This is a genomic window from Aeribacillus sp. FSL K6-2833 (assembly GCF_037965815.1).
Classification (GTDB): Bacteria; Bacillota; Bacilli; order Bacillales; family Aeribacillaceae; genus Aeribacillus; species Aeribacillus composti.
The window spans coordinates 1268385-1282020 of record NZ_CP150189.1 but is presented as its reverse complement, the minus strand read 5'-3'; the positions used below and the strand labels follow the sequence as shown (position 1 = coordinate 1282020).

At 37.1% G+C, this 13636-nt stretch carries 14 protein-coding genes and 1 tRNA gene; 4 read left to right on the top strand and 11 right to left on the bottom strand.

Annotated elements, in window-relative coordinates; genetic code table 11:
• Window positions 1–108 precede the first annotated feature (108 nt).
• From NSQ94_RS06350 to NSQ94_RS06340, 3 genes are all read right to left on the bottom strand, one after another.
• Window positions 109–182 (bottom strand) — tRNA-Ile (locus tag NSQ94_RS06350).
• Between the two features lie 56 nt (window positions 183–238).
• Window positions 239–721 (bottom strand): DUF456 domain-containing protein, encoded by a 483-nt coding sequence (locus NSQ94_RS06345; RefSeq protein WP_063388073.1) that lies wholly within the window; start codon window positions 719–721, stop codon window positions 239–241.
• A gap of 56 nt (window positions 722–777) precedes the next feature.
• Entirely contained in the window at window positions 778–2409 is a 1632-nt protein-coding gene (locus NSQ94_RS06340; RefSeq protein ID WP_066247567.1) for a Na/Pi cotransporter family protein, read from the bottom strand.
• A 362-nt stretch (window positions 2410–2771) separates the two neighbouring features.
• Between NSQ94_RS06340 and NSQ94_RS06335 the strand changes: the two genes are divergently transcribed.
• A complete protein-coding gene (locus NSQ94_RS06335) occupies window positions 2772–3554 on the top strand; it encodes a DUF1189 domain-containing protein (protein WP_144596783.1) in 783 nt (260 codons plus the stop codon).
• A gap of 50 nt (window positions 3555–3604) precedes the next feature.
• Here the strand turns inward: NSQ94_RS06335 and NSQ94_RS06330 are convergent, their stop codons facing one another.
• Together NSQ94_RS06330 and NSQ94_RS06325 are read right to left on the bottom strand one after the other, a co-directional pair.
• Complete coding sequence (locus tag NSQ94_RS06330; RefSeq protein ID WP_327848019.1) at window positions 3605–5302, bottom strand: methyl-accepting chemotaxis protein; 1698 nt, start codon at window positions 5300–5302, stop codon at window positions 3605–3607.
• 77 nt (window positions 5303–5379) lie between these two features.
• Window positions 5380–6594 (bottom strand): MFS transporter, encoded by a 1215-nt coding sequence (locus NSQ94_RS06325; RefSeq protein WP_339230394.1) that lies wholly within the window; start codon window positions 6592–6594, stop codon window positions 5380–5382.
• Between the two features lie 494 nt (window positions 6595–7088).
• Between NSQ94_RS06325 and NSQ94_RS06320 the strand changes: the two genes are divergently transcribed.
• Together NSQ94_RS06320 and ispG are read left to right on the top strand one after the other, a co-directional pair.
• Window positions 7089–7391 (top strand): hypothetical protein, encoded by a 303-nt coding sequence (locus tag NSQ94_RS06320; protein ID WP_063388069.1) that lies wholly within the window; start codon window positions 7089–7091, stop codon window positions 7389–7391.
• 95 nt (window positions 7392–7486) lie between these two features.
• Window positions 7487–8593 (top strand): flavodoxin-dependent (E)-4-hydroxy-3-methylbut-2-enyl-diphosphate synthase, encoded by a 1107-nt coding sequence (gene ispG, locus NSQ94_RS06315; RefSeq protein ID WP_094246222.1) that lies wholly within the window; start codon window positions 7487–7489, stop codon window positions 8591–8593.
• A gap of 35 nt (window positions 8594–8628) precedes the next feature.
• On the opposite strand, the gene NSQ94_RS06310 is transcribed toward ispG, so the two are convergent.
• The 5 genes from NSQ94_RS06310 to NSQ94_RS06290 form a co-directional block, all read right to left on the bottom strand.
• Entirely contained in the window at window positions 8629–9015 is a 387-nt protein-coding gene (locus tag NSQ94_RS06310) for a DUF4190 domain-containing protein (protein ID WP_311066327.1), read from the bottom strand.
• 241 nt (window positions 9016–9256) lie between these two features.
• The gene (locus NSQ94_RS06305) at window positions 9257–9679 is read right to left on the bottom strand and encodes a Fur family transcriptional regulator (protein WP_063388066.1); all 423 of its coding nucleotides are present in this window, start codon (window positions 9677–9679) and stop codon (window positions 9257–9259) included.
• Window positions 9676–10515, bottom strand: a complete 840-nt coding sequence (locus tag NSQ94_RS06300) for a metal ABC transporter permease (protein WP_063388065.1) — start codon at window positions 10513–10515, stop codon at window positions 9676–9678. Before NSQ94_RS06300 ends, NSQ94_RS06305 begins: the two co-directional genes overlap by 4 nt.
• A 15-nt stretch (window positions 10516–10530) precedes the next feature.
• On the bottom strand, window positions 10531–11289 hold the full coding sequence (locus NSQ94_RS06295; RefSeq protein ID WP_066247563.1) for a metal ABC transporter ATP-binding protein: 759 nt from the start codon (window positions 11287–11289) through the stop codon (window positions 10531–10533).
• Between the two features lie 114 nt (window positions 11290–11403).
• A complete protein-coding gene (locus NSQ94_RS06290; RefSeq protein ID WP_063388063.1) occupies window positions 11404–12285 on the bottom strand; it encodes a YitT family protein in 882 nt (293 codons plus the stop codon).
• A 145-nt stretch (window positions 12286–12430) separates the two neighbouring features.
• Here NSQ94_RS06290 and NSQ94_RS06285 point away from each other — a divergent pair, with 145 nt between their 5' ends.
• Window positions 12431–12697, top strand: a complete 267-nt coding sequence (locus NSQ94_RS06285; RefSeq protein ID WP_063388062.1) for a DUF2624 domain-containing protein — start codon at window positions 12431–12433, stop codon at window positions 12695–12697.
• 37 nt (window positions 12698–12734) lie between these two features.
• Here the strand turns inward: NSQ94_RS06285 and NSQ94_RS06280 are convergent, their stop codons facing one another.
• Window positions 12735–13628 carry a deoxyribonuclease IV gene (locus NSQ94_RS06280; RefSeq protein ID WP_066247561.1) on the bottom strand — a complete coding sequence of 298 codons (894 nt, stop codon included), beginning with the start codon at window positions 13626–13628 and terminating at the stop codon, window positions 12735–12737.
• Window positions 13629–13636: the final 8 nt, after the last annotated feature.

Genomic DNA, 13636 nt, shown 5'->3' with positions numbered 1-13636 from the left:
ACTAAATGCTTTCTGCCTTGAAGCTTTCATATTCAGATTACCAAACTTATTAAAATGATGCAATTAATGTGCAATTAAAAAAGCGGTTACATTATTCGACTAATTTTATGGACCCTGCAGGATTCGAACCTGCGACCGGACGGTTATGAGCCGTCTGCTCTAACCAGCTGAGCTAAGGGTCCTTTTTCAAACACATAAGTAAATTATCACTAAATAGCTGTTGAAGTCAATGGCTAATTTAGAATATTGTATAAAGAAAATGAATGATCATCAACAGCTGAATCAGCCCTTTTGCTACTGTGCTCGCCAACAACCCCAATAAAGAACCGACTCCAACCTTTACAGCCTCGCTAAATGTTTTGCGGTGTACGAGAAGCTCTGCCGCAACAGCCCCTAAAAAAGGTCCTAAAATAATGCCAACAAACGGGATGATAAATGGCCCGGCAATTAAACCAATCGTACTTCCCCATCCGGCTGCTTTACTTCCACCAAACCGTTTAACTCCTACCATATTTGCCAAATAATCCGATAGGAATAAAAGAATGATGAACATACTTTCAACAACCCAAAATGAAATGGTTAACTGGCTGAAGCTAAAACAAATTCCATAGATAAAAAAGGCTGCTACAATCAATAACGCTGACGGTAAAATGGGGAAAAGCAGCCCGACAAAAGATAAGATAAAAAGAGCAATGATCAAAATCCAAATGATTACATCCATTTGCTTATCCTCCTAGAAATTAGAAATCAATGAACAATTTAATCCACTTGAAACGATTATTGACGGTATCCTAAAACAGCTTCCGCAATATTCACCGAGTGGTCGCCAATTCGTTCTAAGTTGCTGATAATATCTACATATACTATTCCGCCTTGTCCGGTACAAATCCCTTCATTAATGCGGATAATATGTTTTTTGCGTAAAGTGCGTTCCATTCTATCGATTTTTTCTTCAGATTTCAATACTTTTTTTGCTAATACAACATCGTTATCATCTAAAGCGTTGATCGCATCCTTCACATTTTGCAAGGTAATTTCAAACATTTCCAATAAATCTTCCAATGCCTGCTCAGTAATGGTGACTTTATTATTATTTTTATAATCAATAAGCTCCACTATATTTTCAAAATGGTCGCCGATTCGTTCAATATCTCGAACAGTATCCATTAAAATGGAATGTCGACGCGAATCATTTTGCGACATATCTTTTCCAGAAATCAATACGAGATAATCTGTTATTTTCCTATCTAAATTATTGATCGCCTCTTCAAGCTGCATCGCCATTTGTGCGTGCTTCTGCTGATTTGTCATCAAAAATTGTCTCGTTTCCTCTAGCCCTAATGATGCATATTGACCCATCCGAAGCACTTCTTCCTTCGCTTGCCCTAAAGCAATGGTTGGTGACTGTTCAATAAAAATTGGATCCAAATGCTTCGCTTTATACTCTATCGCTAAATCTTCACCAGGTATAACTTTTGTGACAAGCAGTGCAAGTGCACCGATGAACGGCGCTTGAACGATCGTATTGACAACATTAAATATTCCATGAGCAAAGGCAATGGTCATTTCAGGATTTAAATACAAATGGGCTTGCAATGATTCGATAAAATATTTGAAAATTGGTAAAATAATTAGAAAAATTGCCGTTCCGATTAAATTAAACATTACATGCGTCAAAGCAGCCCGTTTAGCAGCAATCGATGCTCCAATTGATGCCAAAACTGCTGTGATGGTTGTTCCGATATTATCACCGAATAATAAAGGCAGCGCAGCGTTGAGATCAATTAACCCTTGTGAAAACATCATTTGCAAAATCCCAATCGTCGCACTTGAACTTTGAACGATGATTGTAAAAACGGTTCCAATTACAACGCCAAGCAGCGGATTTGCACTTATGCTGACAGTCAAGTCATGAAAAATTTCTAATGATCTTAACGGCTTCATGCCGTCTCCCATCAATTCAAGCCCAAAAAACAAAGCGCCAAATCCAAAGATCACCTGCCCGATGCTGTTTATTTTTTTGTTTTTAGAAAAAAATAAAAGAACAGAACCTATAAATAAAATTGGCAAGGCATAAGCTTCGATATCGAATCCGATAATAAATGCCGTAACAGTCGTTCCGATATTTGCTCCCATGATCACGCCTATTGCTTGCTTTAAGCTCATGAAGCCGGCAGAAACGAGACCAACCGTTAAAACAGTTGTACCGCTGCTTGATTGAATTAACATTGTCACAAACATCCCAGCAAAAATACCCATAATAGGGTTTGTCGTAAACTTATCCAAAATATCTCGTAATTTATCTCCGGAGAATTTTTGCATACCTTCTCCCATACTTTTAATCGCAAATAAAAAAATTCCAATCCCGCCAAGAAATTCAAATAATATTTTTTGAACATCTACATCCACTCGTTTCACCTCCTTATTTTTCCAAATATATTAACGGTTAAATCATTTTTGAAAAAGAAACGTTTACATTTCCCATTACCAAATTCCTTCAAATCCAATTTTTTTATTTTGCAATCGGTGCAGGCTCCTGCAGCTTCTGTCTATAATAATGGACGAAACCGATATGCCCCGCAAATAAAATTAATTTTTAACATGTTCCTCCCACACATGTTACTTTTATATTTTAAATTTAACAAAAAAATTTTACATTTTGTTCACAATTGTTATTCTTATTGCCGAATCGCCTATATAACTTATTTTCATTATTTTTGTTTCATTGGTACAATCAAATAGAAATGTTATAAAAGGAAGTGTTTCGATCAATGAATTTATTTGTCCTCCTTTTTAAAAGCATATACTCTCCAAAAACAATCGCTCTTACTAGATTTCAAAAAATCGGCAAACCCATTCTTTATGGATTTTTATTGGCCTTTCTTGCCGCCCTGCCCAATTGCATATATTTAAACTTAGCTATTGTAAATGCTATAAACGGGCTTGACCAAACGATAAATGAAAAAATCCCTGAATTCACCATTCATAACGGAACTTTAAAATCCGAGGAAAATGCGGTTGTGAAAGCAAAGCATGATCAATATACAATTATTTTTGACCCAAAAGGAACTTTCACAAGGGATGACTTGAAATGGCAGGAAAACGTCATCGGCATCTTATCGAATGAATTTGTTTTCGTTTCCAATGGCACAATGCAGCAGCTCGAGTATAACTTTTTTCAGGAAACAGAGATAACAAAAGAGGATTTGACAGCTGCCATCAAACAGCTGTCTGAAGTTGCTCCGATTATCATTCCCGTGATATCTGTCACACTATTTGCGATGTCAGCCACTTCTAAATTTGTGGAAATTACGTTTTTAGCTATTGTCGGGCTGTTGTTTAAAAAGAGGATGGGAAAAAGATTAAATTTTAAACAGCTTTGGACTATTTCAGCCTACAGCGTCACGCTTGCAACCGTGTTTTTTGCCATTATGAACTTTTTTCTCATCGATATATCCTTTGCTCTTTATATAAACTGGTTTGTACATATAACTGTTTTATATCTTGTATTAAAAGAAATCCCGAGCCCGAAACAACCAATAAAAGCTGCATAAAAAACCCCTTAAGGCAGAATTTCCAACTCTGCCTTAAGGGGTTATTAACACTATGATTTAAACTGAAATTTGTTTGTAGTGGACTTTAGAGATTCGGACAGTTCCATTAAAGTTAGTCCAATAGCATGGGTTTCGCGAATTTGTTCCATCTGTACTTTTGCGACAGATTGCATTTGCTCTGCACTGGCGAACGTTTCTTGAGAGACTGATAAAAAATTTTCAGCAGATTGCTCCATTTTAGGGAGCCAATCATCTAAAGTATGTAAGCTGTGTCTTGTTTCAGACAATATTTCATTCACTTTTCCAATCTCATCTACTAGTTGATCAAATGAAAGCCGCGATTTACCTGCAACTTCTAAATGGTTTTGCACAAGCTCCAAAATTAGCTTAAACTGCTGATAAGCGCTCTGAGAAATATCATCCATCATTTTTACAGACTGTGCTATGTCTTCCGTCGCTTTGGATGACTGTTCAGCCAATTTTCGGACTTCCTCAGCAACGATAGCAAATCCTTTGCCTTCTTCTCCAGCTCTTGCTGCTTCAATTGTTGCATTTAATGACAATAGCTTTGTTTTCTCAGATATTGCATATATCATTTCCACAACCTTTTCAATCGCCGTCGAATGATCTCGAACACTTTGGATCGTTTTAGACATAGTTTTGCACTCTTTTTCAAAGCGATTTAACGATTCGATCATCTGTCTCATATTTTGTTCTCCCGTGTTGGCTGATCGGTTCATGCCTTGTGCGCTTGAGAAAAGGCGCTCTATTCTCTCCAGCACAGTTTGAACTGTATTTTTCATGGAATGAAATACTTTTGCGCTTTCTTCAGAGCTTGAAGCTGTTTGCTGCGCACCGTTTTTCACCATTTCAATCGCTTCAACAAGATTCGTATGTAATGTTAATACGTCATCAGAAGAGTGTTTAAGCTTCCGGCCTGTCGAAAACAAATTTTCTGTTGTGGTATTAATCCTTTGAATCATCATCCCCAAATAGCCTGCCAATTGCTTAAAGCTTTTGATGAGCGAAAGGATTTCTGGAAGATTTGTATTTATGTTTAAATCAAGCTGAATATCTCCTTCACGCATTTTTCTCATTTTTTCCCTCAAAATCGTCAACGGTTTTGTCATACTTCTGACAGCTAAAAACAATATTCCCATCATAAAAAAGACGCTGATTATTCCAATCCAGATTGTATTGTAAGCTAGTTCATGCACAGGCTTTATAAAACTTTCTGTCGGAACGGCAAGCAAAAAAATTCCTTTCAATTCCTGCATTTCTTTAAAGGCCAACGTATAATCTTGTCCATTGAAAGATTTATGAATAATTCCGCTATTTTTTTTCGTTATTTCCTTTACAATTGCAGCTGGGATTTGAGTTTTTGTTTTAACGCTAACCGAAAATGGTGTGGCCTTTTCATTTCGAACGAAAAAAAAGTCAGCATTTAAACCGTCCTGAATCAGCTGGGAGGATTGCCTTTGAACGACTTCTTTATCAAATCTTTCGAAAAAATCATCAGAGCTATTTACATAAGCATACAGAAGATTGCTGGCAGCAATCTCTGTCATATATACTTCCCTTTTTAATCGATCCTCTATCAAATTAAAAGTTGTTTCACTTGCTTTTTGGTAAGCAGTATAACCGACAACAGTTATCGAACTAATAAGAAGTATGAGCGCAAACAAAATCAATCTTACAGATAGAGGTATTCGCTCTCCTATCGACATGTTCTTTCTCTTCTTTTTCACTATTATGATTTCCCCCTTTATAAGCTTAACAGCATTATGACAAAAGATTATTAAGGGAATTTAAAGTTTTTTTATTTTTATTGTAAATTCCTCCACATTTTGCTACATACTATTTTCCAATCATTTTTAAATACGTATAGGAGTAAACATTGAACGAGCGACAACATAAAAAATAAAAGCTTAAACAACAACTGTTCATTGCCAATCCACAAGCTAAAAACAACCGGTCCGAGCGCAACCCCTAAAAAACGCGCCATCCCGTATAAGCTAACTACAATCCCTCTTTCTGCATCATCAACACTTGATATAATCAACGAATTAATAACCGGCAGCACAAAACCTAAGCCGCCAAATGAAATAGTGATAAAAAACAAAAATAGCGAAAACTGTTGAAAAATCAAAAAACTGAAAAATGATAAAAACGTCATGAACATCCCTACCAATAAAAAAAGAAAACGGTTTTTTACATAGTCCAATCGCTTTCCTGTCCAATAAGACGATATAGATAATGCGCCTAACGGAAAAGAGTATACAAATCCTTTAAAGAATCCATCGATATGATATAACTCTTCAATTAAATAGGCTAAGTAATACAGCAGCCCAAAAAGCAAAAACATACTTGTACCGCCATACAGGTAAAGAGATAACAATCGCACTTTTTGCACCTTTAACACATCAGCTATTCTTTGCACATATTCGTGAAGCGATATTTTTTCCTCGCCTGATGGAGAAGTCTTTATAAAAAAAAGAATGAAAAAAAGCAAGAGAGTTCCAATAATAGGGAAAAGAATGAATGGAAAATACCATGCTACAAGGGCTAACAAAGCCCCTAAAATGGGAGCGGCTACTTTTGCAGTTCCGTTGAACACTTCTAAAACGGCAAGAGCTCGATCCCGTTTTTCGTCCGTAAACATGTCTCCTGCTAATGACATGGCTAGAGACGATATTCCTCCTGTGCCAAGCCCTTGCACCAAACGTCCAGCTAACAATGTCCAAAAAGCAATAGATTTGTTGACAAAACTGCTGAAAAAACAGATAGCCCCCCCTATGATCAGCAATAAAAGCGACCATAAAATAAATGTTTTTCGGCCGTAACGGTCGGAAAGGAAACCTACGATTGGGATGATGATCGCTGCAGGTATATTAAATATGCTTAAAATAAAGCTCGTCTGTGCAGCTGTAATTTCAAGCGCTTGTCCAAACTCCGGCAATATCGGGATCAGCATCGAATTCCCTAGCACCATCATAAACGGAAGCATCCCTAATAACATAATGATGATATGCTCTCTCATATTTATCTCCCTTCGTTTACTCGAATTTCGAATTGATGCATGAATTCATTGTTGACAGCAGGGAATGCGTTAAACCGAAGAATATCTTGGACGTTTTCAAAATGCTCTTCGATCGTAAAGCTGCCTCTTCTACCCTTTAGGTTTAACTGAGCTTCCCTCTCGCATTAATTCAGGCACTGGCTTCAGCTTGAACATATTTTCGGAAAGAATAGCTGGAAAGGATCTGAATTCATAAATTTGAGCCCGCATTGCCTGAAAGCTTTAATCTGTATAAATTTTCCATTTGAGAAGGAAGAAAGATCGAAAAAAGCATCGAACTCGCTTTGCAACAGCTTCAGCAGCTTGTCTCAAGCGAGAAAAGAGATGTTGATTTCTCCCCAGGTCCTCCGAACTTGCTAACTTTTCACTTGTGTATGCCAGCAAAGACATAATTGGTATGTTTGTACATAAAAAAACATATATGTTAATAAAGAACAAAACGGGGGAACATAGAGATGAAACGTTTATTTTCCGCTTTACTAGTTATCTTTTTCAGTTTTGTTATTTATTATGATTTAAAAAACGGTACATTACCTGTATCTTCCATACAAAATGAACAGCATGCTGAAGAACAATTTATGGAGGTAAAAGTGAAGGAAGGAGATACGGTTCTTTCCATTGTTGAAAAAATACACAATAAGCCTGTTCCAGCAAGCATTGAAGAGATTATTAAAGATTTTGGGGAATTAAATTCAAATGAAGATGTGTACAGTATACAAGCAGGAAAAACATACAAATTCCCCTTATATAACAATTAGTTAAAGTTTTTAATTCTTGTCATTGCTTGGCTATGATTGGTACAATATCATAGGATGGCAAATGTTCCATCAAACGTATTTATATTTAAGGAGCGATAAACGTGGGCGAAATCACACATCGTACGAAAACACGTCCAGTCAAAGTAGGCAACATCCAAATTGGCGGAAATAATGAAGTAGTCATTCAAAGCATGACCACAACGAAAACGCATGATGTTGAAGCCACAGTAAAAGAAATTCACAGACTGGAAGAAGCAGGTTGTCAAATCGTTCGTGTTGCTTGTCCTGATGAACGGGCTGCAAATGCAATTCCAGAAATCAAAAAACGCATTAACATTCCTCTAGTTGTCGATATACATTTCGATTACCGGCTCGCTTTAAAAGCGATTGAAGGCGGAGCAGATAAAATACGGATTAACCCGGGGAACATCGGGCGAAGGGAAAAAGTAGAAGCCGTTGTGAAGGCTGCGAAAGAAAGAAACATTCCAATCAGAATTGGAGTAAACGCCGGTTCACTTGAAAAAAGGATTTTAGAAAAGTACGGCTATCCTACTGCTGACGGAATGGTTGAAAGTGCATTGCATCACATAAAAATTTTAGAGGATCTTGATTTTCACGATATTATCGTTTCTTTAAAAGCGTCTGATGTACGGCTTTCAATCGAAGCATATGAAAAAGCTGCAAAGGCGTTTGATTATCCTCTCCATTTAGGGATTACCGAATCTGGCACTTTGTTTGCGGGGACAATCAAAAGCGCTGCCGGCCTTGGAGCCATTTTAAGCAAAGGCATCGGCAATACTTTGCGTATATCATTAAGCGCTGATCCCGTCGAAGAGGTGAAGGTTGCCCGAGAATTGCTGAAATCATTCGGCCTGGCTGCCAATGCAGCAACACTTATTTCATGCCCTACATGCGGAAGAATTGAAATAGATCTCATTAAAATCGCGAATGAAGTCGAAGAATATATTTCAAAAATTCGTGCGCCAATCAAAGTAGCTGTTTTAGGATGCGCAGTAAACGGTCCAGGCGAAGCGAGAGAAGCCGATATTGGAATTGCTGGTGCACGAGGCGAAGGATTGCTTTTTAGAAAAGGAAAAATTGTTCGGAAAGTTCCGGAAGAAACAATGGTCGAAGAATTAAAAAAAGAAGTGGATTTAATCGCTGAAGAATATTTCAAAAAACAAGAAAAGGAAAAAGTTTAAAGCTTGGAGCGGATGCCCCAAGCTTTTTGTTTTTGTTAAAAAAACGGCAATACGAAAATTCCAAGCAGCAAGGAAACGATACCTATTCCGATCGCCCATGCTCCCAGATTTTCCGCACCGCGCCGACGGGCGATAAACCCAATAATGATACCCGTTGCTCCTAATAAAACGGGCAAAACAAATAAAGAAATAATCGATAGTGCCAGCGCCAGCCATCCTAAATTGCGGCCGCCAGCTTCATCGGCGTCATTATTATAATTATATGTTTCATTTGTATTTCTAGATTCAACTGCTCCAGCTTCTGCCGCAGTTTCTTCTAGATAATCTCGGTTTTCATTATTCCGGTTTTCAAAATTTCGGTTTTCCTGAATGGCATTTATTTCAGTTGATTTGCCGGCATGTGGGAAATTTTTGTTTGCCATTGCCATATCCCTCGCTTTCAAAAGATAGGAGCATTTATAGTATAAGCAAATCAATTCCCATTATTATGGAAATGTTTTCAAATAGGATCTAATGTTGGATCAGAGGACGGGAAGCAATATGTTGATCCTTTATTTTTTTACTATTTGTGAAATTTTATTCTTTTTTTAAGAAATGACAAAACTCGAGTTCATCCCTTCTTATCATGAATTCCCATAAAAAAACAAACCTTGTGATCAAATTTCACAAGGTTTGTTCATGGCAATTCGGGCATAACCCATAAATTTCAAATTTATGTCCATTAATTTTATATCCGTCCAAATACTCCTCTATCGTATTCATTGGGCATGATTCGATCTCTTTCGTTTTTCCGCATTCCATGCAAATAAAATGGTGGTGATGATGTCCTAAGTCACAATGAAAGCGAAAGTGCTTTTCACCTGAAAGCTCTGTCGTTTCCAATATACCCAACTCTGCAAACAATGATAAATTCCGGTAAATCGTATCAAAACTTAAACCGGGATAGCGCTTATTCATTTTTTCCAAAACATCTTTAGCTGTCAAATATTTATCAGAATCGGCAATTAGTTGAAGCATTTCTTTCCTTTTGGATGTATATTTATATCCCTTTTCTTTTAAATATTGTAAAGCTTGTTCGACATTCATATTTTGCCCCTCCTAGCTTTTGACAAAATAATGGAAAAAATCAAAGCCAATACCTCTAAAATGACAATTGTTCCTCCCGGAGCAATATCTAAATAATAAGATAATACTAAACCGATTAAAACGGAAGCTTCTCCTATTATAACGGAAAGAAAAATTGTCTTTTTAAAACCGGTTGCTATTCTAATGCTTGCAGCAACAGGAAGGGTCATAAGCGAGGAAACCAACAAAATTCCAACAACTCTCATGGAAACGCTTATCACTAGGGCAACTGTTAAAATAAACAAAAGATGCAAGCCTTTTGCCGGCAGCCCTAATGCAGATGCATATTCTTCATCAAACGACAGTAAAAACAATTCCTTATAAAACAATACGATCAACAAAATAACCAATGCTGCAACACCAGTAATAATATATAAATCCGTCCTAGAAACCGCACTAACACTTCCAAATAAGTAATTAAAAAGATCTGTATTAAACCCGTCTGCCAAAGAGATAAATACAACGCTAAAACCGATCCCAGCCGACATAATTATCGGAATGGCCAATTCCGCATAAAATTTATAAAAAGCTCGCAGCTTTTCAATCACAAGTGAGCCTAAAACAGAAAAACCCATTCCTACATAAATTGGATTCAATGAAGAAAAGAAGGATATTTTTGAAGATAAAAAAAGACCGCCCGCAATTCCAGCCAAGGTCACATGACTCAGTGCATCTGCAATTAGTGATAATCGTCTGACCACCACAAAAACACCTAAAAGAGGTGCGATAAAACCGATTAAAATACCTGAAAGAAATGCATTTTGCAAAAACTCAAATTGTAAAATACTGCTAAACATCTTCATTTCCTCCATCTACTCATGATCATGCGTTATTAACTGAACTGGATGCCCGTACAATGAGGTCAATTCCGTTTCTTTCAGGCGTTCAAATTCGTCTTTATTTCCATGGAAATAAAGTTGTTTGTTCAAGCAAGCAACATGCGTAACTTTATCTGTAATAGCTCCAATATCATGGGTAACAAGTATTAATGTGATTTCCAATTCTTTATTCAAATGATGCAAAAGCTGATAAAAATGATTGACTGTCTGACTATCTACACCTACAGTTGGTTCATCTAAAATCAATAATTTAGGTTCACTGACAAGTGCGCGAGCAATAAATACCCTTTGCTGCTGTCCTCCTGAAAGCTCACCGATATTTTGGTGAACTGCCTTTTCCATTCCAACTGCCCGGATCGCTTCCATTACCTTTTCCCGATCAGCTTTTTTCATTTTTTTAAACAAACCGAGTTTGGGAGTCAAGCCGCTCGCTACTACTTCAAAAACAGTAGCTGGGAACGAAGAGTTAAAGCTGTTTGCCTTTTGAGAAACGTAGCCAATTTTATGCCAATCGTTAAATTGATGAATATCTTCACCAAATAAATGAATCGTCCCTTTCTGAGGCTTTAAAAGCCCAAGCAGACATTTCAATAATGTCGATTTTCCGGAGCCGTTCGGCCCAACTAAACCTAAAAATGCTCCTTTTTCAATGGAAATATTGATATTTTCGAGCACATATTTTCTCTCATATTGAAAAAAAAGGTTCTTTACTTCTACTATTTTTTCCCCCATGCTTCTCACCTATTTAATTAGGAATCATTACGATTTATTTTTATCATTAAAGTATACAGGAGAAGAGCACATTTGTAAAGAAAAATGTGTTCTCCCTCTACTTCAATGTGTTGATTAATGGATGGCAGATTTAAATTTTCCGCCTTTCGTTTCTTGTGTATTCATAATGGTAATAAACGCGTTCGGGTCAATCTCATGTACAATCGATTTTAATTTTGCCACTTCAAGCCTTGTAACAACTGCATAAATGACGTCTTTTTCCGTATCCGTGTATCCGCCTTTTCCCTTTAATTTTGTCGTTCCGCGTCCTAAGCGTGACAATATAGCATCAGACACTTCATCGTAATGATCAGATATAATGATGGCGGCCTTTGTTTCATCAAGACCTTGAACAACCGCATCAATTGTTTTAAAGGCAATATAATATGTAAAGATGGAATACATGGCTTGTTCTATCCCGAAGACAAACGCTGCGCTTCCAAAAATGAAAATATTCAAAAACATCACGATTTCGCCAACGGAAAAGGGAATTTTTTTCGTTAAAAGAATTCCTAAAATTTCTGTCCCGTCCAGAGATCCTCCGTGTCGGATGACAAGTCCCACTCCTGCACCGAGCAAAAAACCACCAAATACAGTGGCTAGCAAAGGCTCTGTAGTAAAGGCTTCAAAATCATGGGCCAGCCTTTCCGCAATGGCCAAACAAATGATGCCAAATATGGACGAAAACATAAATGTCTTCCCAATCTGCTTATAACCGGAATACATAAAAGGAAGGTTTAACACAATAACTAATGTAGCGAAATTGATGATTTTAATATGATTCGAAAATATGTGGTCTAAAATAAGCGAAATGCCGATGATACCGCCATCAATCATATGATTTGGGACTAAAAACAGCTCGATGCTTACGGCTGCCAGAACAGCTCCGATCACAATCATTAACAATCGATAAATGATGTGTCTTAAGCTTTCTTTTTTATGATGTTTTTTACTCATCTCGTCCTCCTAGTTTTTTTTAATCATATTGTATTATAAAAATTTTGCTGAGACGATATTTATGTCATTTTCTCCACCCATTTTTTTTAAAAAAAGGCAACTATCTCCCCCTCTGTTCATACGAATAAGAGGGGAGGCGAGATCTTTGATTTTATTTGAAAAAATTATTCAACAAAAAATTAACAGTTTAAAACCTGAAGAACTTGTGTCATATGCAAAGCAATATGATATATCCATTTCGATTAACGAAGCAAAACAGCTGCTTCAACTCGTACAGGGAAAAAAAATCAACGTGTTTCATGAAGAAGAAAGAATTGCTTTGTTAAAACAAATTGCCAAAATCACTTCGCCGGAAACAGCCAAAAAAGCAAATCAATTATTTTTGCAATTCTTCAATGGCAATTGGAAATAAAAAAGCAAGTTCCCTAAAAAAGGGAGCTTGTCCTTTTTTATTGATTTGCTATTTTTTCCAAAACATTTTCATCAAACGTCTTGTTCTTCAGCATGTCAATTTCAAATTTATAAGGCGGCTTTTTATTTTTTTTGTCGTCACCGACATACGGAGTTTCTAAAATTTTTGGCAAGTCTTTTAATTGCGGATGGTGGACGATATAATTGATTGCTTTAAATCCTATGTGGCCGAATCCGATATTTTCATGACGGTCTTTTTGTGCCCCGCGCGGATTTTTGCTGTCGTTTATATGAACAACTTTCAAACGGTCGATACCGATGATTTTATCAAATTGATTTAAAACCCCATCAAAATCATTGACAATATCATAACCGGCATCATGAGTATGGCAAGTGTCGAAACAAACGGACAAATGTTCATTGTAGGTAACACCATCAATGATCATCGCAAGCTCCTCAAACGTTCTTCCGCATTCTGAACCTTTGCCGGCCATCGTTTCTAGGGCGATTTGCACTTTTTGCCCCCTCTCCAGCACTTCATTTAAACCTTCAATAATTTTTTTAATTCCGGCTTCTGCACCGGCTCCAACGTGAGCTCCCGGATGGAGCACGATTTGTTTTGCACCGATTGCTTCCGTGCGTTCAATTTCCGATTTTAAAAAATCAACGCCAAGCTGGAAGGTCGCTAAATTTGTTGTATTGCCAATGTTAATAATATATGGTGCGTGAACGACAATTTCTTCGATGCCATGCTCTTTCATATGCGCCAAACCTGCTTCGATATTTAAATCTTCAATTTTTTTTCTTCTCGTGTTTTGCGGGGCTCCTGTATAAATCATAAACGTATTAGCGCCGTATGAAACTGCCTCTTCACTTGCCGCAAGCAACATTTTCTTGCCGCTCATCGATACATGCGAGCCAATTTTTAACATGTTTTTCC

Excerpts from the sequence above, each read along its gene's own strand:
- NSQ94_RS06345 (WP_063388073.1), bottom strand. The coding sequence starts at position 721 with ATGGATGTAATCATTTGGATTTTGATCATTGCTCTTTTTATCTTATCT.
- NSQ94_RS06335 (WP_144596783.1), top strand. The coding sequence starts at position 2,772 with ATGAATTTATTTGTCCTCCTTTTTAAAAGCATATACTCTCCAAAAACA.
- NSQ94_RS06325 (WP_339230394.1), bottom strand. The coding sequence starts at position 6,594 with ATGAGAGAGCATATCATCATTATGTTATTAGGGATGCTTCCGTTTATG.
- NSQ94_RS06320 (WP_063388069.1), top strand. The coding sequence starts at position 7,089 with ATGAAACGTTTATTTTCCGCTTTACTAGTTATCTTTTTCAGTTTTGTT.
- NSQ94_RS06310 (WP_311066327.1), bottom strand. The coding sequence starts at position 9,015 with ATGGCAAACAAAAATTTCCCACATGCCGGCAAATCAACTGAAATAAAT.
- NSQ94_RS06305 (WP_063388066.1), bottom strand. The coding sequence starts at position 9,679 with ATGAATGTCGAACAAGCTTTACAATATTTAAAAGAAAAGGGATATAAA.
- NSQ94_RS06300 (WP_063388065.1), bottom strand. The coding sequence starts at position 10,515 with ATGTTTAGCAGTATTTTACAATTTGAGTTTTTGCAAAATGCATTTCTT.
- NSQ94_RS06295 (WP_066247563.1), bottom strand. The coding sequence starts at position 11,289 with ATGGGGGAAAAAATAGTAGAAGTAAAGAACCTTTTTTTTCAATATGAG.
- NSQ94_RS06290 (WP_063388063.1), bottom strand. The coding sequence starts at position 12,285 with ATGAGTAAAAAACATCATAAAAAAGAAAGCTTAAGACACATCATTTAT.
- NSQ94_RS06280 (WP_066247561.1), bottom strand. The coding sequence starts at position 13,628 with ATGTTAAAAATTGGCTCGCATGTATCGATGAGCGGCAAGAAAATGTTG.